12 protein-coding genes and 1 pseudogene are annotated in these 19,914 nt (G+C 64.2%); 5 read left to right on the forward strand and 8 right to left on the reverse strand.

Going from position 1 to position 19,914, the window contains the following annotated elements; all coding sequences use genetic code 11:
* Positions 1–180 precede the first annotated feature (180 nt).
* The 4 genes and pseudogenes from M2S36_RS09970 to M2S36_RS09985 all read left to right on the forward strand — a co-directional run bounded on the left by M2S36_RS09970 (position 181) and on the right by M2S36_RS09985 (position 6,815).
* A pseudogene (locus M2S36_RS09970) lies at positions 181–2,585 on the forward strand (TonB-dependent siderophore receptor).
* Positions 2,586–2,641: 56 nt separating this feature from the next.
* Positions 2,642–3,754 carry a PepSY-associated TM helix domain-containing protein gene (locus tag M2S36_RS09975; RefSeq protein ID WP_333957106.1) on the forward strand — a complete coding sequence of 371 codons (1,113 nt, stop codon included), beginning with the start codon at positions 2,642–2,644 and terminating at the stop codon, positions 3,752–3,754.
* Positions 3,751–3,930 carry a hypothetical protein gene (locus M2S36_RS09980; protein ID WP_333957107.1) on the forward strand — a complete coding sequence of 60 codons (180 nt, stop codon included), beginning with the start codon at positions 3,751–3,753 and terminating at the stop codon, positions 3,928–3,930. Before M2S36_RS09975 ends, M2S36_RS09980 begins: the two co-directional genes overlap by 4 nt.
* A 65-nt stretch (positions 3,931–3,995) precedes the next feature.
* The gene (locus tag M2S36_RS09985) at positions 3,996–6,815 is read left to right on the forward strand and encodes a dermonecrotic toxin domain-containing protein (protein WP_333957108.1); all 2,820 of its coding nucleotides are present in this window, start codon (positions 3,996–3,998) and stop codon (positions 6,813–6,815) included.
* On the opposite strand, the gene M2S36_RS09990 is transcribed toward M2S36_RS09985, so the two are convergent.
* The 8 genes from M2S36_RS09990 to glnE all read right to left on the reverse strand — a co-directional run bounded on the left by M2S36_RS09990 (position 6,776) and on the right by glnE (position 16,882).
* Positions 6,776–8,218, reverse strand: coding sequence for a lipopolysaccharide kinase InaA family protein (locus M2S36_RS09990; protein WP_333957109.1), 1,443 nt, complete (start codon positions 8,216–8,218; stop codon positions 6,776–6,778). The two genes, M2S36_RS09985 and M2S36_RS09990, sit on opposite strands and share 40 nt — an antisense overlap.
* Complete coding sequence (locus M2S36_RS09995) at positions 8,218–8,970, reverse strand: lipopolysaccharide kinase InaA family protein (RefSeq protein ID WP_233694683.1); 753 nt, start codon at positions 8,968–8,970, stop codon at positions 8,218–8,220. Before M2S36_RS09995 ends, M2S36_RS09990 begins: the two co-directional genes overlap by 1 nt.
* Complete coding sequence (locus tag M2S36_RS10000; protein ID WP_333957110.1) at positions 8,967–9,701, reverse strand: lipopolysaccharide kinase InaA family protein; 735 nt, start codon at positions 9,699–9,701, stop codon at positions 8,967–8,969. Before M2S36_RS10000 ends, M2S36_RS09995 begins: the two co-directional genes overlap by 4 nt.
* Positions 9,701–10,507, reverse strand: coding sequence for a lipopolysaccharide core heptose(I) kinase RfaP (gene rfaP / locus M2S36_RS10005; protein ID WP_207833964.1), 807 nt, complete (start codon positions 10,505–10,507; stop codon positions 9,701–9,703). Before rfaP ends, M2S36_RS10000 begins: the two co-directional genes overlap by 1 nt.
* Entirely contained in the window at positions 10,504–11,628 is a 1,125-nt protein-coding gene (locus M2S36_RS10010; protein ID WP_013970538.1) for a glycosyltransferase family 4 protein, read from the reverse strand. Before M2S36_RS10010 ends, rfaP begins: the two co-directional genes overlap by 4 nt.
* Positions 11,628–12,686, reverse strand: coding sequence for a lipopolysaccharide heptosyltransferase I (gene waaC / locus M2S36_RS10015; RefSeq protein WP_207833956.1), 1,059 nt, complete (start codon positions 12,684–12,686; stop codon positions 11,628–11,630). The genes M2S36_RS10010 and waaC overlap by 1 nt, the downstream gene beginning before the upstream one ends.
* Complete coding sequence (gene waaF / locus M2S36_RS10020; RefSeq protein ID WP_063914530.1) at positions 12,687–13,736, reverse strand: lipopolysaccharide heptosyltransferase II; 1,050 nt, start codon at positions 13,734–13,736, stop codon at positions 12,687–12,689. It lies immediately after the preceding gene.
* Positions 13,737–13,948: 212 nt separating this feature from the next.
* Complete coding sequence (gene glnE, locus M2S36_RS10025; protein ID WP_207833944.1) at positions 13,949–16,882, reverse strand: bifunctional [glutamate--ammonia ligase]-adenylyl-L-tyrosine phosphorylase/[glutamate--ammonia-ligase] adenylyltransferase; 2,934 nt, start codon at positions 16,880–16,882, stop codon at positions 13,949–13,951.
* Between the two features lie 383 nt (positions 16,883–17,265).
* On the opposite strand from glnE, the gene aceE reads away from it, so the two are divergent.
* Positions 17,266–19,911 carry a pyruvate dehydrogenase (acetyl-transferring), homodimeric type gene (gene aceE / locus M2S36_RS10030; protein ID WP_207833928.1) on the forward strand — a complete coding sequence of 882 codons (2,646 nt, stop codon included), beginning with the start codon at positions 17,266–17,268 and terminating at the stop codon, positions 19,909–19,911.
* Positions 19,912–19,914 lie beyond the last annotated feature (3 nt).

The raw sequence follows: 19,914 nt of genomic DNA on the forward strand, positions 1-19,914 counted from the left end.
GGATTGCACCAGCCTCAAAGCCTCCGCGATCCCTGTGGGAGCGGGTTTACCCGCGAAAGGGCCGGTACAGGCAAAAACCAACTTCAAATAATTCTCACTTTTTTTCAGATTCACCCTGTCACTTTTCAAATCTCGCTCGGCAAGGAAGCAGAACGCACTTATCCGTCGAGGAGCCGCTGCATGTCCCGTGCTGTTGATCGTATCCTGCGCCCCAGCCTGATGGCCCTGGCCATCGCCGTGGCCGCGCCATTGGCCAGCCCTGCCTGTTCGCCGCCGAGCAATCCGCTCCACGCACCTACGACCTGCCCGGCGCCCCGCTGGCCACCACCCTCAACCAGATCGCCAGCCAGGCCGGCATCGCCCTGGCCATCGACCCGGCATTGGTCAGCGGCCGCACCTCGGCCCCGGTAAGCGGGCATTACGATGGCCTCGGCGCCCTGCAGGCGGCCCTGCGCGGCACTGGCCTGCAGTTGCAGCAAAGCAGCGTGGGCAGCTACAGCCTAGTGGCCACGCCAGAAGGGACACTGGCGCTACCGGAGACTGCTATCAATGCGACTTCCAGCTATGAAAGCGCCTGGGGTACCTCCAGCGGCTACGTGGCCACACGCACTGCCGCGGGTACCAAGACCGACACACCAATCGTCGAGACCCCACGTTCGATGACCGTCATCACTCGCCAGCAACTGGATGATCGCCAGGTACTCAACCTCAATGACGCCCTGCGCTACACTGCAGGCGTGCAAAGCAGCGGTTACGGTTCGGACTCGCGCGCCGACTGGTTGCGTATACGCGGTTTCGAGCCGACCCAGTTCCTTGACGGCCTGCCGCTGCCCAAGGGCTCGTTCGCCAACCCCAAGGTCGAGCCATGGAACCTCGAACGCATTACCGTGCTGCGCGGCCCGGCGTCGTCGCTGTATGGCCAGACACCACCGGGCGGCCTGCTCGACATGGTCAGCCGCCGGCCGCAATTTGAAAGTGCTCACCAGATCGAAGCCCAGGTGGGTAGCAACGAACACCAGCAGATCAACTTCGACAGCACCGGCAAGATCGACGATGAAGGCAAGTTTCTCTACCGCGTAAGTGGTGTGGTGCGTGACAGCAACTCACCCGTCGACCACATCCCGGACAAGCGCTACAACATCGCACCTAGCCTGACCTGGAACATCGATGACGATACCAAGCTGACCTTCATCTCCCAGTACACCCGGGACGATACTGGTATCACCGGCCAGTTCCTGCCGCTGCAAGGCACCAAACTGGACGGACCGACCGGCAAGATTTCCCACCACAAGAACCTTGGCGAACCGGACTGGGACTTCTACGACCGCACTTACTACGCGTTGGGCTATGCCTTCGAGCACCGCCTGAACGACACCTGGCAGTTCCGCCAGAACCTGCGCTACACCAAGAGCGACCTGTCGTTCCAGGCCGTGCAGGTGGCAACCGTCAACAGCATCGACGCCGATGGCAACGTCAACCGCGAGTCGGGTATCGTCAACGAAGACATCAGCCAGTTCGCCGTCGACAACAACTTCCAGGCCGACTTCCAGACCGGCGACATCAGCCACACCGTGCTGCTGGGCCTGGACCATCAGCGTTCGAATACCAACTATCAGTGGCTGTATGGCATGGGCGTGCCACCGATCAACGTCAACCGCCCGGTGTATGGCGCCGACCTGTCGAACGTCACCTACTTCGCCATGCAGGACTTCCAGCAGAAAACCCACCAGACAGGCGCCTACGTCCAGGACCAGATGTCACTCGACAACTGGCGCCTGACCTTGGGTGGTCGTGAAGACTGGATTCACACCGGCGCTGTGTTCCATAACAGCAACGACGCCACCAATACCCAGCGCGACAAAGCCTTCAGCGGCAACGTCGGCCTGAGTTACGTGTTCGACAACGGCATTACGCCGTACTTTTCGTACGCCGAGTCGTTCCAGCCGGCCAGTGGTGCCAACTTCAACTCCACGGAGTCGTTCAAACCGACCGAAGGCCGTCAGTATGAAGTGGGTGTGAAATACCAGCCCGTCGGGACTGACACCCTGCTCACTGCAGCGGTGTATGACCTGAAGCAGCAGAACGTCAGCGTCACGGAAGGCAGCATCACCCGCCAGGTGGGCGAACTGCAGGTTCGCGGCCTGGAACTGGAAGCCTCCACCCAGGTTACCGAGAACCTCAAGGCGATCGCATCGTATACCTATACCGACACCGAGATCCTGAAGGGTGACGACAAAGGCAATCGCATGGCGCTGATCCCGCGCAACCAGGCAACCCTGTGGGCCGACTACACCTGGCACAGCGGGCCACTGGACGGCTTCGGCATTGGCGGCGGTGTGCGCTACGTGGGTGACACCTACGGCAATACCGCCAACACCGAACTGGCCCATGTGGGCTCGTACACGGTGTATGACGCCTCGGTGCACTACGACCTGGGTAGCCTGGACAACAGCATGAAAGGCCTGACGGTAGCCGTAGAGGCGAAGAACCTGTTCAACAAGGACTACCTGGCCAACTGTGACGGTTACTGGTGCTACTACGGCGACGAGCGCAACGTGGTGGCCAGTGTCAATTACAAGTTCTGAGTGAACGGGGGCCGCTTTGCGGCCCCTGTGCCCATCAGGCATTAATCGGTACCGTGATGAAAAGCCCAACCATCCGCCGCTGGTCCGTGGTCCACACCTGGAGCAGCCTGGTCTGCACCCTGTTCCTGCTGTTGCTGGCAGTCACCGGCCTGCCGCTGATCTTCCACCACGAACTCGAACACCTGCTCGGCGACGCACCCGAACTGCGTGAAATGCCAGCAGGCACGCCACATCTCGACTTGCAGCAACTGGTACTCAAAGCCGAACAGCACCGCCCTGGCGAGGTCATGCAGTACTTCGGCCATGACGAGGACGAACCCAACGGCGTGGTCGCCATCACCGCCGCCACCGCCGGCACCGACCCCAACTTGTCGCACACCTTCATGCTCGATGCCCGTACCGGCGAGGCGGTGGCCATGCCGGCCGCCAATGGCGGCTTCATGATGGTGATGCTGCGCCTGCACGTGGACAAGTTCGCCGGCCTGCCCGGCAAGCTGCTGCTGGCCTTCATGGGCGTGCTGTTCGTCGTGGCGATCATCTCCGGCACCGTGCTCTATGCGCCGTTCATGCGCCGCCTGGACTTCGCCACGGTGCGCCACGACAAGTCCCGTCGCCTGCGCTGGCTCGACCTGCACAACCTGATCGGCGTGGTGACCCTGGCCTGGGCATTGACGGTAGGCGTAACCGGTGTGATCAGTGCCCTGTCCGACCTGGTCATCGCGGCCTGGCGCAACGACAGCCTGGCCGCCATGGTCGCGCCTTACCGCGACGCGCCACCGCTCACCCAGCGCGCACCAGCCTCACGCCTGCTGGAGATTGCCGAACAGGCCGCCCCAGGCATGCGCCCGGACTTCATCGCCTTCCCCGGCACGCGCTTCTCCAGCGAGCACCACTATGCAGTGTTCATGAACGGCGCCACGCACCTGAGTTCGCACCTGTTCACACCGGTTCTGATCGATGCCCGCACCCTGGCGGTTACAGCCGTCGGCGAACGCCCCTGGTACATGGACGCCATGGGCCTTTCGCAACCGCTGCACTTCGGCGACTACGGCGGGAGACCGATGCAGGTCCTCTGGGCAGTGCTCGACGTGCTCACCATCATCGTGCTCGGCAGCGGGCTCTACCTGTGGTGGGGCAAACAGCGCAAACCCCGGGAGGCAAGGGCATGAGCCACCGGTCACGATCCTCTCGGCACATTTTCGCCTGGCCCACACTGATCGCCCTGCTCAGCTTCACGGGGTTGTTCGCCGCCTTGCTAGGCGACGGCCTGTGGGACAGCCTCGCCTGGCTTGGCCTTGGCGTCTCGGCGGGGTTGGGCCTCAAAGGCTTGCTGCCGCCTCGGTAGCCCGCTACCACCGCTGCGTTGCAGCGGGCCGCCATGGTTGGCTCCCTTGATCACGGAGCCCTGCCATGACCCCTTTGCAACGCCTCGAAACCCTGGATGCCAGCATCAGTGCGCTGCACCACGGGCAACCCACCCTTGTGGCCGGGCTGGCGCCCGCCCGGTTACGCCAACGTTTCTTCAGCGACCTGGCGTTGTTCTGGAACGAAGCCCCCAGAGGCAGCCAGAGCAGGCGCCAACGGTTACACAAGCTGCGTCAGGAACAATTGCTGGCGGAACTGGAATTGCGCCTGGCCGACCAGACCCTGGATTATCAGCACATCAGCCTGCTGCGCACCTACCTCGAATTGCCGTTGCCCTGGCAGCGACCACATTTGCCCAGCGAGTTGAAGGCACAGGCTTACCGACCGGTATTCAGCAGCCTCAGCCCCCAGCGCAGGCTGGCCCTGCCAGGCACATTGATATTGGTAGCCGACGGCCCCGAAGGTAGCGATGCCATCCCGGGCAAAGTCACCGGCAAGGCGCTGCTCTGCAGCCTCGCCCACGGCATCGAAGGGTTTGACAGCCTTGCCGAGTTGCATGTCGAACTCTGCGAGCGCCTCGACGACTGGCTGCAAATCCAGCCCTTCCTGCAAATGCTGCCACGCACGGAGGACCAGCAATGGCTGATGCAAGCCGACCGCTTGCGCTATGAGTGGTTTGCCGACGATCTGGTGGCGCAGCAGGTACGCGACCTGACAGACTGCCAGCACCAGCGGCTGACACTGGCCTGGCAAGCCGCATGGCAACATGCCCAGCTACCTGACCTGGACAAGCTCGGAGCAACGCTGGCCAGCCAGCAGTCGCTCACCGGCTTGATGAGCAGCAAGCACGCCCTGGCTACACGTTACGCCCTGCTGCTCGAAAAGCACCTGCCAGCATGGCTGCGCAATACGCCCCCACAAGGCCTGGCGCATATCATGCAAACCATGCAGGAACTGGCCGGGGCTATCACCCAGGCCGCCGCACCAGGGCTGCTGACCCTGGACCAGTTTCGCGAACGCCACCACTTGCAGGCCTGGGTGCGTGCGCGGCTCGCCAAACAGCTGGCACGAACACTGGCCATCAGCATACCGCCGCAGCGCATCTGCATCAGTGTCACCCTGGCTCGTCGGCGCGGGCCTTTGCTCAATCCCCTGTCACCGTCCAGCTACATCGCCGCCGCCGCCCGCCCGCAAGTGGGCGACACCGTCGAAATGGTGGCGGTCACTTACCGCCTGGACGAACTGGCCTTGCTCAACATCAGCTGGTTCGACGTGGATTACTGGCTGACGGCCCGGGTACACGACGACACTGGCGCCCCACTGGCGAACCTGTCCCCCGAACAGGTCAGGACACTGGTGCGCAAGCTCGATGCCGGCAGCGGCTATGAGCGCTACTTGCGCACACACCTGCTGGACTCCCCATCGGCCAACTGGCGAATGGAGGCCCACGGCAACATCAACCGGGCACGCATGCGCGCCGAGGCGGCCAAGGCTCGCTACGTCGGGCACTTCCTGCCCGGCCAGCAGGAGCAGGGTTACCACTGGGCCAAGGCAGTTGTCGACTACCCCGACAGCAGCCGCCGCCCGCCCATCGACGGGCAGCACATCGTCGTTCGCCAGCTGGTTGTGGACGGGCATACGCTGCAAGGCGTGCTGCTGCTCAATGCCGAAAGCCCCAATCAACCTTCGCTGGTGATCTACACGCCGGATGCACCAGACCGGCGTGCCTGGCGCGAATTCCGCAATGCCCGCGACATGCTGCGGGCAGTGCGTGGCAACCCCGCACTGCAACAGTATTTCATCCAGCGCGCTCCTGGCGCCGATGCCAGGCGCCTTGAAACGCTGTTCCGCAAGGGGCGCCTGGGGCCGCATGTGCAAAGGCCGATCATCCCCGGCAATCTGTTCAATGCCCTTTACCGGGCAGAGGTACATGCCTTGATCGCCGAGGCGGACACCAACAGCCGCAGCAATCGAGAAGTGCTGGGCGAGTTCGGCCTGGCCACGCTACGCCTCATACTCGACCTGGTCAGCCTGGTACTGCCGGCACCTGCCATGTCGGCGCTGGCGTTCGGACGCATGGGCATTTCCATATGGGACGGCTTCGAGGCCATGGAAAAGAACGACCATGAGGCAACCCTGCACCACGCCATCGCGGCGCTCAGCCATGCCAGCGACGGTCTCAACAGTTTTGCCGGCTCTACCTTGATGCGCCGGGCACTTCGTGGTTTGCCGCCACAACCGCCCAGGCCATTGCCACAAACCCATGCGGCAACCGTCGACCTGGCCAAGCTGCGCTACCGGATAGAGGGGGTACATGGCGAACAGGTCTATGAGTACATCAGTGCCACACCCGGGCCCGATCGGTACTTCGTGAAAGACAGCCAAGGCCGGGTGTACAACGTCCATTTCGACGGCCAGCGCTGGCGTGCACTCGACCCGCGACAGCCTGACGCCTACGTACAGCTGCCAGTCAAACGCCTGGCCGACGGTTCCTGGGTGGTCGATTCGCCCGTGCTCTGGTACGACGGCTTGCCCGACATCGAGCAGTTGTTAGCGGACTGCCGCCTGGCCCCACCGCGCGAAGGTGTGCCAGTCGAAAGTGAAGCAGACCTGTTCGACGCCAACGGCCAGCTCTACCTGCAGTTGGCCGACAATCAGCTGCCGGTGCACCGGCATCTGCTGGCCGGCCACTATCACCTGCAAATCGCCGGGCAGGCCCTGAGCACGGTCAAGGCCTGGGCCGTGCTGCGCCAGCAGGATGGCCAGTGGCGCATCCGCGTGCGCCAACCCGGCCGCAGCAGCGACTGGCTGGCACTGCCGGCGGACTACTCGGCCAGCTTGGGCAGCAACCGGTCCAGCCGCTGATGCAAGGCACTGCCACTCGGCCAGTTGCGCAGCAGCCGCGCCCGGTCACGGGCGTAGGCCGGGGCGAAGCTGAGCTGGGTGGCGTGCTGGCACATGGCATCGAGGTCGATCAGTGACCACTGGCCGTTGTGCCAGAACAGGTTGTGGCCCTTGAAGTCGCCGTGGCTGATGCGCTCGCGAATCAGTTGCTGCATCACATGCACCAAGGCATCCACCTGCTCCTCGGGCGCATCACCGTTGTCCACGTAGGGTGCGAAGCACTCGGCCAGGTCCGGGCCATCGACATACTCGGTGACCAGGTAGGCACGGCTGCGCAAACCCATCACCCGCTGCTCCAGCACTGCCAGCGGACGCGGCGTGGCGATGTCGAGGAATTCCAGGCGGTGGCCTTCGATCCATGAATGCCAGGCACGGCTCGGGCGCCAGAAGCGTTTGAACCAATGTGCGGTGTTCTTGATGTTGTAACGCTTGAGCACCAGCGTGCGCCCGCCAACCTCGATGCGCGCCACACTGGCCGCACCACCGGTCTTGTACAGGTGGCCCTGGTCGATCAATGCGTCGGCCTGCTCCAGCACAGGCAGCATGGCTTCGACCTCGCTGCGGCGGATCGCCCGCAGGCCGGAAAGGCTGCGCTCGACACTGAACAGGCTGCATTCACGGCCAGCCTTTTCCAGGTAGTCCTTCTGGCGCCAGCTGCGCACCTTGTCCACCTGCTTCTGCAAGGCTTCCAGCGGCAACGCATGCTCGGCGTTGGCCAGCAGGTAGTGCACCAGCAGTTCTTCGATGAACGGCTCCAGGCGCTTGGGTAGCTGGGCGAAGAACACCCCAAGGTTTTCCAGCACACGCGGGCGCGACAGCTGCTGCCCAGGTGTTTCGGCCTTGATCCCGGCGCCGTCGATCAGGTACAGCTTGCCGCCGTGGCGCAGCAGGTTGTCCAGGTGCAGGTCTTCCTGCCACAGGCCCTGGGCATGCATGTGCGCCACCGCAGTGAGCGCTTCGCCCAGCACCAGGTGCTGCTCGTCGGCAAGCACCGGCAGGTTTTCCACTGCCGCCCAGGCATCGGCCAGGCTTTCGGCACCGTCGAGGAACTCGAACAACAGCCAGCCGCCTTCGCCTTCCTTGAGGCCGTCGGCCAACAGCTTCGGCGTGGTCAGGCCCTGCTCGGCCAGCAGCTTCACGCCTTGCAGTTCGCGCTGGAAATGCCGGGCAGCGTTACCACCGACCAGCAGCTTGGCCAGCACTGGGGTCCCGCGCCACACGCCGGCGCCCACATAGCGCTGGCCCGGCAGCACGCGCAGCAGGCTGAGCAATTGCAGGTCAGCCGTGCCGGCGGCATCGGCCAGGGTGATGCTCAGGGGCAACGAGGGGTTGCGCCCGGCCTCTTTCAATTCAGACAAACGCATCAGCGGGCCTCTTTTTCACGACGGCGTTGCGTCAGGCGTTGCAGCCAGGTATCGACCAGCGTGCCATCGGCCGGCTGCGCCAGGTAGCTGGCCAGCAATGTACGCACATCGCCTTCGCTCCAGACCGGGGCGCGACGCAGCAGCGGCTCCAGGTCCTTGAGGCGGTCACGCATGCCGAACAGCAGGGGTCGGGTCTTTTCCAGGTCGATCAGTTGCGCGTCCCAGCCATCGCGGCGCTGGCGCAGGAAGATGTGCTTGGGGTAGAAGCAGCCATGCACCTGGCCGGCACTGTGCAGGGTGCGCGCCAGCTGGCCGCAGGCCTGCAGCACGCCGTTGCGTTCAGCATCGCTCAGTTGTGGCCACCGGGCCAGCAGGCTGTCGAGGTCGGCCCATTCGTCCAGGGCGCGGGTCATCAGGATCGCCCGGTGCGTGCCGCCTTGCTTGCGCTCGCCGTAGAACACCGCCTGCAACGCCGGAATGTGCAGCTTCTGGTAACGGCTGATGTTGCGGAATTCGCGGGCGAAGGTCGGCTCGCCGAACGGCCGGTGCAGGGTACGGGTCAGGTAGTCGCTCTGGCGCTTGAGGTAGTAGCCCTTGCCTTCGAGCTCCAGGCGAAACACGCTGCTCCAGCCACCGCGACCGGTGTTCGGTTCGTCCACGGCATCCAGTTGCAGCGCCCACAGCGCCTCGAAGTCGTCCAGGCCATGGCGTTTGAGCAGCGCGAGGTCCGCGCTGGCCAGGTAATCGGTCATTCCCTTCCCTCGAAAAAGCTCACCACCTGGCGAATGCGCTTCTTGTCACGCACATTCAACCGGTCGCGGCCGCGGTATTGCAGGTAGAAACGCAGACGCTGGGTTGCCGACAGGTGGTATTTGGCCACTTTGTCCAGGCAGGCCAGGTCCTTGATCATCCGGTGCCGCCACATGAAGCCGCGCCAGAAATCGCCGGTGGGGCAGTCGATGAAGAATAGCGTGCCCTGATCGTCGACCAGCAGGTTGCGCCACTTCAGGTCGTTATGGGCGAAATGGTGCTGGTGCATGATCCGGGTGTGGCGCGCCAGCTGGCTGCTGACATGCCCGACCCAGGCACGGTCGGCCAGGCGTGCATCGTTGCGCTCGGCCAGTGCCGACAGGTCTTCGGTGCGCGGCAGTTCGCGGGTGATCATCGCGCCCCGGCCAAAGGCCAGGCCATTGCGCTCCAGGCCCCAGGCCACCACCTCGGCCGTGGGGATGCCCCACTTGTGGAACTGCTTGAGGTTCTGCCATTCGGCCTTGATTCGCGGCCGCCCCAGGTAGCGCCGCATGTGCTTGCCGGCCCCGGTGTAGCGCTTGACGTAGTAATTGACCCCCTCACGCGTGATCCGCACCACTTCGCTGAGCGGGTCGCGGGTCAGGCGTTCGCCTTGCAGGGCAAATACCGCATCGAGGCTGCCGAAGTCCGCCGCCAGGTGTTCGTAGCCCGGCGCCAGTGTCCACCCCGCCATCAGAGTGCATCCCCATAGCGTTGCTTGCGGTCGTAGAGTTTCTGCGCCTTGCGCTCCAGCCAGGCGAGCAGCGCGGCTTCCTCTTTGAGGATCTGCCGCAGCGGGCGCTGGAAGTAGCCGCGCAGGAAGCGCAGCTTGTCGCGTTGGGTCAGGCCAATATCCAGCGCCGAGAAGTACAGCGCGGCCAGGTCCTTGTCGCGCCAGCGGCGGCTGATTTTCGCCCGGGTCTGCGCGCGGTGCAGGTCGATCACCGACAGTTTGAAATCTTCCGCCGTCACCGGGCGGTCGGTGTGCAGCAGGAAGTGACAGATGTAGCAGTCGCGGTGGTTGACCCCGGCGCGGTGCATGCCGCCGGTCATCTTCGCCACCTCGGCGATCAGCGCACGCTTCAGGCGTGGCTCCGGTGGCTGCCTGACCCAGTCGATGCTGAAGTCTTCCAGGCTGATGGTCGGCGCCAGTTCCTCAGTGATGATGAACGAGTGCTGAGCGGCCGGGTTGCTGCCCCGCTCGCCATAGGCGACGGCAGTCATGGTCGGCACGCCAACCTGGTGCAGGCGCTGGATGGCCTGCCATTCCTGGCCGGCGCCGAGCACCGGTAGCTTGGCGGTTAGCAGGTTCTTGAAGATCTCACCCCAGCCGATGCCGCGGTGGATCTTGACGAAGAAGCCCTCGCCAGCGACCTCGGTGCGCAGCGTGCGACGCCCTTCCAGCTCGCGATAGACCTCGCCTTGCAGCGCCTCCACGGCGTCGAAGGCATCACGCCCGGCCCACAGGCGCTTGAACGGTTCGGCCAGTATCAGCTTCATGCAGACTCCTGCCCCAGGATCACGTCGGCAGCATGTTGCGGCATGCTGTACAGATCGGCGGTTTCAGCAAACGCCAGGCCGTTGCGCGACCAGCTGGCGCGGGCCTGCTGGTCTTCGAGCATACGCTGCAGATAGCCATTGAGTTGTTCCTGCTCGAACGGCTCGTCCAGCACCAGGCCGCTGTCGGCCTCGGCAATGTAGTGGGCGTAGCCACACACCTTGGAGACCAGCACCGGCAGGCCAGCCACCAGCGCTTCGAGCAGCACCGTGCCGGTGTTCTCGTTGTACGCCGGGTGAATCAGCAAGTCGGCACCCAGCAGGAAGCGCGGGATGTCGCTGCGGCCCTTGAGGAACTGCACCTGCTCGCCCAGGCCCAAGGTAGCGCTTTGCAGCTGGAACACCTTGGGGTCATCCTGGCCGATCACCATCAGCCTGGTGCGCTTGCGCAGGGCCGATGGCAGTGCGGCCAGGGCCTTGAGGCTGCGGTCCACGCCCTTGGTCTTGAAGCCCGAGCCAATCTGCACCAGCAGCAGGTCGTCATCGCCCAGGTTGAATTCCTTGCGGAACTCGGCGCGGATTTCGCCGGCGTTGGCCGGCGCGCGGCGGTCCTGGGAAATGCCCGGTGGCAGCAAGTGGAAACGTTCCACAGGGGTGCCGTAGTGCTTGATGAACAGCGGCTGCTGCACTTCGGAAATCATCAGTACTTCGGTATGGGCGTCCTTGGCGAACACCGCACGTTCGTACTCGGCAAAGTGCCGGTAGCGGCCCCAGCGGCGGTACAGGCCGCCACGCAGGGTCTGCGCCTTGTCCTCGAAACAGCCGTCGGCGGCGTAGTAAACGTCCAGCCCGGGCATCTTGTTGAAGCCGATCAGGCGGTCGACCGGGCGCTTGGCCAGGTCGGCGGCCATCCAGGCGCTGAGCTTCTCGTTGCGGCGGTGGTTGAAAATCGCCTTCACCGGCGCCACCAGCACTTCGAAGCCCGGCGGAATGTCACCCTCCCAGATCAGCGTGTACACGCGAATCTGGTGGCCCCGCTTCTGGCATTCCAGGGCAATGCGCATGAAATCGCGCTGCAGCCCGCCGAAGGGGAAATACTTGTAAAGCACGAAAGCCAGTTGCATCAACGGACATCCTCAGCCAGCAGCAACGCGCTCAAGCGGCTCGCCACATGCTCGGGATTCAGGCGAGTGAAGCACAGCGGCCACTCGCGTTTGAGATCGAACCGGCGCAGGTCGTCGGCGCTCGGTTTGTAGGTGCACTTCTTCTGCAGGCAGGGCGCGCAGGGCCAGTCACTGGCCTGGTGTATCTGGGTCCGTCCGTAGGCGCCGGTCAGGCCCGGGTTGGTCGGGCCGAACAGCGAAATGGTGGGCACATCGAGTGCCGCCGCCAGGTGGCCAAGGCCGGTATCGACCGCCACGCAGGCTTTTGCCGCCGCCAACACGCGAGCGACGCCGGCAAGGTTCAATTTGGGGAGTACCTGGCAATTGTTCAAGCCCTGGGCGATGCGCTCGGCCCGAGCCTTTTCGGCCGGGTTACCCCACGGCAGGCGCACCTCCAGCTTGCGCCGGCCCATGCGTTCGGCCAGTTCGCGCCAGTAGGCTTCGGGCCAGTGCTTGGTCGCCCAGGTGGTGCCATGCAGGAACACCACATAGGGGGCGGCTGGCGGTAATTGCAGGCGCTCGAGGTCGAGGCCGTAGTTGCCGATGCCTTCCGGCAGGTCGTAGGCCAGGGCCATGGCGAACAGCTGGCGCACCCGCTCCACCGCATGCTGCCCGGTGGCAACCGACAAGCGCCGGTCATAGAAGCGGCTGGCCCAGCCTTCACGGGCCGAGTAGCGGTCCAGGCCAGCTACCGGCGCCTTCACGTAGCGGGTCAGCCAGGCCGACTTGACCAGGCCCTGGGCGTCGATCACCAGGTCGTACTTGCGCTCGCGTACTCGCTGCTTGAACGCCTTCCACTCGCCACTCTTGATGGTTTGCCAGAGGTTCTTGCGCCAGCGGCGGATGGCCACCGGGATCACCTGGTCGACCGCCGGGTGCCAGCCGGGGATTTCCGCGAAGCCTTCTTCCACCACCCAGTCGAAGCGGATGCCCGGGATAGCGTGGGCGGCATCGGTAAGCGCCGGCAAGGTGTGGATCACATCACCCAGCGACGAAGTCTTGATGATCAGTACCCGCACTTAGTCGACCTCGGCCACGGTATCGATCAGGTCCGGCCCGCTCAGGCTGTGCAGGGCGGCAATGACTTTGCCCGGTTCCAGCAGGCGCAGGCAGTTGTAGTGGCCGAAGCGGCAGGTGCGGTCGAAGCACGGGCTGCACTCGATGCCGGTGCGCACCACCTCCACGTGCTCGGCCAGCGGCGGGGTGAAGCCTGGCGAGGTCGAGCCGTACACCGCCACCAGCGGGCGGTTCAGCGCGGCGGCCACGTGCATCAGCCCGGAGTCGTTGGACACCACGGCATGGGCGCAGGACATCAGGTCGATGGCCTCGGCCAGCGAGGTTTCGCCGGCCAGGTTGGACGATTCTTCACGCAAGCCCGGGATCAGCCGATCACGGATCTGCTCACCGACCGGGTGATCGTTCTTCGAGCCGAACAACCACACCTGCCAGCCCTGGCGGATCATCGCATCGGCCACGGTGGCGTAGTGCTCGGCCGGCCAGCGCTTGGCCTCGCCGAACTCGGCACCGGGGCACAGCGCCAGCACCGGGCGGTCCAGCTCCAGGCCGAACTTGGCCAGGGCAGCATCACGGCTTTGCGCTTCGATCTGCAGGCTGGGGCGCGGGTACGGCTGCGGCAGCTCGGCGCCGGGCGCGTAGGCCAGGGCCATGAAGCGCTCGATCATCAGCGGGTAGCGGGCCTTGTCCAGCTTGCGCACGTCGTTGAGCAGGCCGAAGCGCATTTCGCCGCGCCAGCCAGTACGCTTGGGGATACCGGCGAAGAACGGCACCAGCGCCGACTTCAGCGAGTTGGGCAGCAGGATGGCCTGGTCGTACTGGCCGGCCAGGGACTTGCCGATGCGTCGCCGCGTGGCCAGTTCCAGCGCGCCGTGGCCGAGCGGGAAGCTCAGGGCCTGACGGACCTCGGGCATGCGTTCGAGGATCGGCCGGCTCCACTCGGGGGCCAGCACATCGATCACGCAGTCGGGGTGCTGCTGTTTCAGGCACTGGAACAGGGTCTGCGCCATCACCATGTCGCCGACCCAGCTGGGGCCAATGATCAGTATTCTCATGCTTAGTCCAGAAACGCTCGGGGAGGCTGCAGGCTGCGGTACAGCCTGGCCTCCCCTCTTTATATTCAGGCTATGTGGCGGACAGTGTACCACTCAGGCATATCCGTCGCTGATTGCAGACCCTGTGGGAGCGGGTTNNCGGCGAAGCCGGTGCCAGGCAACGCGTGGCCTTCTTCGCGGGTGAACCCGCTCCCACAGGGTTGGCGGGGCCTTCAGGTAAGGCCCAGTTCACCCCAGATCCGCCGCACTTCGCGGCGCTCATCGGCAAACTGCGCCGCATCGATCACCCCGGCCTGCTTTTGCAGGGCCTGGCGGTGCGAGGCCGAGCGGAACGCCTTGTACACTTCACGCAACAGCACCGCGTCACTGGCCGGCATCAACCCTGCCTGCTCCAGCTCTTCCAGAATGCGGATGTTATCGGTCCATCGAAGTATGGCCGGATGGTCGTGAGACCAGGCCAAAGCGGCGTATTGCACCATAAATTCGATATCGACGATACCGCCCGCATCCTGCTTGATATCGAACGGTACACCGGCCTCGAAGGCGTTGGCCGCGGTACCGGCAGCGGTAGCCTTGGTGCCGAGGTTATCGCGCATCTTGGCGCGCATTTCGCTCACTTCGCTGCGCAGCTTTTCCAGGTCGCGGGCCTGGCCCAGCACCTTGGCGCGCACGCCTTCGAATGCAGCGCCCACCTGCTTGCAGCCCACCAGTACCCGGGCGCGCACCAGGGCCTGATGCTCCCATGTCCAGGCTTCGTTCTGCTGGTAGCGCTCGAACGCGCCCAGCGAGCTCACCAGCAGGCCCGAGGCCCCCGACGGGCGCAGGCGCATGTCCACGTCATACAGCTGGCCCGAGTTGGTCTGAGTGGCCAGCAGGTGAATGATGCGCTGGCCCAGCCGGGTGAAGAACTGCGCACTGTCGATGGGCTTGGCGCCGTCGGTTTCGGCCTGCGGGTCGCCATCGTGGATGAATACCAGGTCCAGGTCAGAACCGTGGCCCAGCTCCAGGCCACCCACCTTGCCGTAGCCGATGATGATGAAGCCTGGGTCACACAGGCTGCCGTCGCTACGCTTGGGCTGCCCGTGGCGAGCCACGGTCTGGCGCCAGGCCAGGGCCAGCACCTGGTCGAGGATGGCTTCGGCCAGCCAGGTCAGGTAGTCGCTGACTTTCATCAACGGCAGGTTGCCGCTGATTTCCGAGGCGGCCACGCGCAGGCTGTGGGCCAGCTTGAAGTGGCGCAGCGCCTCCATTTGCTGTTCCAGGTCGTCCTCGGGAATGCGCGTCAGGCGCTCGCGCAGCTCGCTGGCCAACTCCGGCGCCAGTGGCGGGCTGAACAGGCGGCCTTCGTTGAGCAGTTCGTCGAGCAGCAGCGGGTAACGGGCAATCTGCTCGGCAATCCACGGGCTGGCGGCGCACAGGGTCAGCAGGCGGCGCAAGGCGCCGGGGTTTTCGGTGAGCAACACCAGATAGGCAGAACGCCGTGCCACGGCCTCGACCAGCGGCAGCACGCGCTCGAGCACCAGGTCGGGGTTGTCATGTTCCACAGCCTGGGCCAGCAGCCGTGGGATAAAGGCGTCCAGGCGTTCACGCCCGATCCGTTGCATGGAACGCAGCTGCGGGCTGGAGCGCAGCGCGGCCAGGCGCCGCAGGGCTTCGGCGGGCTGCTGGAAACCGGCCTCTTGCAGCTGGCGGCCAGCGGCATCTTCATCCTGCGCCTGCTCCCACAGCGGCGACCATTCGCCCCCCACCACCAGTTCGCCCTCGCCGTCTTCATCATCCGGGTCGGCGATCACCTGGCGGAAGTGCCAGTCAATGCGGCCACGCCAGTGCGTCAGCTGGTCATGGAAGCTTTGCCAGTCGGCATAACCGAGCATGTAGGCCACCCGCGCCTGATCGGTCTCACTGTCCGGCAGCATCTGCGTCTGACGGTCGGCAATGGCCTGGATGGCGTGCTCGGCATAACGCAGGAATTCATAACCTTCACGCAGTTCGGCAACCACGGCCGGTGGCAGGTAGCCCTGGCCTTCAAGGGTGGCCAGCACTTTCAGCAAAGGCCGCTGCTGCAAGCTGAGGTCGCGCCCGCCGTGGATCAGCTGGAAGGCCTGGGCGATGAACTCCACCTCGCGAATGCCCCCGGCACCCAGCTTGATGTTGTCGGCCATGCCCTTGCGCCGCACTTCCTGCTGGATCAGCTGCTTCATGGTGCGCAGCGCTTCGATCGCGGAAAAGTCCAGGTAACGGCGGTACACGAACGGCCGCAGCATCTCCTGCAACTGCGCACCGGCCGCCTGATCACCGGCCACCACCCGCGCCTTGATCATCGCGTAGCGTTCCCAGTCACGGCCCTGGTCCTGGTAGTACTGCTCCAGGGCATTGAAGCTGAGCACCAGCGCGCCGGCCGAGCCGTACGGGCGCAGGCGCATGTCGACACGGAACACGAAGCCGTCGACGGTGACCGGGTCCAGTGCCTTGATCAGGCGCTGGCCCAGGCGGGTGAAGAACTCCTGGTTGTCCAGCGAGCGCTTCACCCCTTCGGTTTCGCCGCCTTCGGGGAAGGCGAAGATCAGGTCGATGTCCGACGACAGGTTCAGCTCCACCGCGCCCAGCTTGCCCATGCCCAGCACCACCATGTGCTGCGGCTGGCCGCTGCGGTTGCCGACAGGCGTACCGAACTGCTGACAGTGGCGCGGGTACAGCCATTGGTAGGCTTCGTCGATGGCGGCATCGGCCAGATCGGACAGGTCGCGGCAGGTTTCGCCCAGCGCGGCCTGGCGGGTGATGTCGCGCCAGATGATGCGCATCTGCTGGCGGTTGCGCTCGCGGCGCAGGTTGCGTGCCAGCTCGTCCTCGCTCTGCGCCGCCTGGGCGGCTGCCGCGATGTGACCGCGCAGTTCGCCTGCGGCGTAACGCCGGTCCAGCTCGCCACTGGCCAGCAGGCCGAACAACATGGCCGGCTCGCGCCGGGCCAGGCCGAGCACGAAGTCACTGGCGGCGGCAACCTGGTCGAACTGTTGCCGGTGCAGCGGGCTCCAGGCCTGCAGGTCGAGTTCCGGGTGGGCAGCCACGGCATCGCTGATGAATTGCTGGTTGCGCGCGACCAGTGGTTGCAGGGTAGCGGGCAGATCGGACGGCAAAGGTAGGCGCATGGTCTATCCTTGATCGGCGTGAAATAGAGGGGAAGAAGCGGCCAAGGGGAAGCCGGACCACGGTTGGACTGTCGTACAAAAGTTGGAAATAGCTGAAATGAACGAAAAAATGGCAACAACCATCAAGAATTACCCGCTCGCGACACAACGCCAACCAACATGAACGTTTTTCCTCACAAGCCAGCATGCGACGAAACGTCGCACAAATGTAGTTTTACTACTACCCGTGTCGTGTAAAAGCATGAAATGCGAAAGCAAATGTAGTAAAACTACACGGCGCCGGAGGACACCCCGGTAATCCAAGAATTCACGACGTCTGCCCATAAGGCCAGTCGCAACTTCAGGCAATCGATTCTGGTTGCCTTTCCGCCCTGGAGCAAGCCATGCAAGACCTCGATCCAATCGAAACCCAGGAATGGCTGGATGCCCTGGAGTCGGTCCTCGACAAAGAAGGCGAAGACCGCGCTCATTACCTGATGACCCGTATGGGCGAGCTGGCCACCCGTAGTGGCTCCCAGCTGCCGTATGCGATCACCACGCCATACCGCAACACCATCCCTGTCACCCACGAAGCACGCATGCCTGGCGACCTGTTCATGGAACGCCGCATTCGCTCGATGGTGCGTTGGAACGCCCTGGCCATGGTCATGCGTACCAACCTGAAAGACTCGGACCTGGGCGGACACATCTCCAGCTTCGCCTCCAGCGCCACCCTGTACGACATCGGCTTCAACTACTTCTTCCAGGCACCGACCGAAGAACACGGCGGCGACCTGATCTTCTTCCAGGGCCACGCCTCGCCAGGCGTCTACGCCCGTGCCTTCATGGAAGGCCGCATCAGCGAAGACCAGATGAACAACTTCCGTCAGGAAGTGGACGGCAACGGCCTGTCTTCGTACCCGCACCCATGGCTGATGCCTGACTTCTGGCAGTTCCCGACCGTATCGATGGGTCTGGGCCCGATCCAGGCCATCTACCAGGCACGCTTCATGAAGTACCTGGAAGCCCGCGGCTTCATCCCGGCCGGCAAGCAGAAGGTCTGGTGCTTCATGGGCGACGGCGAGTGCGACGAGCCGGAATCCCTGGGCGCAATCGCCCTGGCCGGCCGCGAGAAGCTGGACAACCTGATCTTCGTCATCAACTGCAACCTGCAGCGCCTCGACGGCCCGGTTCGCGGCAACGGCAAGATCATCCAGGAACTCGAAGGCGTGTTCCGTGGCGGTGGCTGGAACGTCAACAAGGTCGTCTGGGGCCGCTTCTGGGACCCACTGTTCGCCAAGGACACCAACGGTGCCCTGCAGCGCCGCATGGACGAAGTCATCGACGGCGAGTACCAGAACTACAAAGCCAAAGACGGCGCGTACGTTCGTGAGAACTTCTTCAACACCCCAGAGCTCAAGGCCATGGTCGAAGACCTGTCCGACGAAGAGATCTGGAAGCTCAACCGTGGCGGCCACGACCCGTACAAGGTCTACGCGGCGTACCACCAGGCGGTCAACCACAAGGACCAGCCTACCGTCATCCTGGCCAAGACCATCAAGGGTTACGGTACCGGTGCCGGCGAAGCCAAGAACACCGCACACAACACCAAGAAGGTCGACGTCGACAGCCTGCGTCACTTCCGTGACCGCTTCGACATCCCGGTCAAGGATGCCGACCTGGAGAACCTGCCGTTCTTCAAGCCGGAAGAAGGTTCTGCCGAAGCCAAGTACCTGGCCGAGCGCCGTGCTGCCCTGGGCGGTTTCGTGCCACAGCGCCGCGCCAAGAGCTTCAGCGTACCGACCCCGCCACTGGAAACGCTGAAAGCGATCCTGGACGGCTCGGGCGACCGCGAAATCTCCACCACCATGGCCTTCGTGCGTATTCTGGCGCAGCTGGTCAAGGACAAGGAAATCGGCCAGCGCATCGTCCCGATCATCCCGGACGAAGCCCGTACCTTCGGTATGGAAGGCATGTTCCGCCAGCTGGGCATCTACTCGTCGGTCGGCCAGCTCTACGAGCCAGTCGATAAAGACCAGGTGATGTTCTACCGCGAAGACAAGAAGGGCCAGATCCTCGAGGAAGGCATCAACGAAGCCGGCGCCATGTCGTCGTTCATCGCTGCCGGTACCTCGTACAGCTGCCACAACCAGCCGATGCTGCCGTTCTACATCTTCTACTCGATGTTCGGCTTCCAGCGCATTGGCGACCTGGCCTGGGCCGCTGGCGACAGCCGCACCCGTGGCTTCCTGATCGGCGGTACCGCCGGCCGTACCACCCTCAACGGTGAAGGCCTGCAGCACGAAGACGGTCACAGCCACATGATGGCGGGCACCATCCCGAACTGCCGCACCTACGATCCGACCTACGGCTACGAGCTGGCGGTGATCATCCAGGACGGCATGAAGAAGATGACCGAAGAGCAACAGGACATCTTCTACTACATCACCGTGATGAACGAATCCTACCAGCAGCCAGCCATGCCGGCCGGTGTCGAGGAAGGCATCATCAAGGGCATGTACCTGCTGGAAGAAGACACCCGCGAAGCCGCGCACCATGTACAGCTGATGGGCTCCGGCACCATCCTGCGCGAAGTCCGCGAAGCGGCGAAGATCCTGCGTGAAGAGTTCAACGTCGGTGCCGACGTGTGGAGCGTCACCAGCTTCAACGAACTGCGTCGCGACGGCCTGGCCGTGGAACGCGCCAACCGCCTGAAGCCTGGCCAGAAGCCACAGCAGACCTACGTCGAGCAGTGCCTGACCGGTCGCAAGGGCCCGGTCATCGCCTCCACCGACTACATGAAGCTGTTCGCCGAGCAGATTCGCCAGTGGGTGCCGAGCAAAGAATTCAAGGTCCTGGGTACCGACGGTTACGGTCGCAGCGACAGCCGCAAGAAGCTGCGTCACTTCTTCGAAGTCGACCGTCACTTCGTGGTGCTGGCTGCCCTGGAAGCCCTGGCTGACCGTGGCGAGATCGAACCCAAGGTTGTTGCAGACGCTATCGTCAAGTTCGGTATCGACCCGGACAAGCGCAACCCACTGGACTGCTGAGGA

Source organism: Pseudomonas sp. SF2 (assembly GCF_036858055.1).
Classification (GTDB): domain Bacteria; phylum Pseudomonadota; class Gammaproteobacteria; order Pseudomonadales; family Pseudomonadaceae; genus Aquipseudomonas.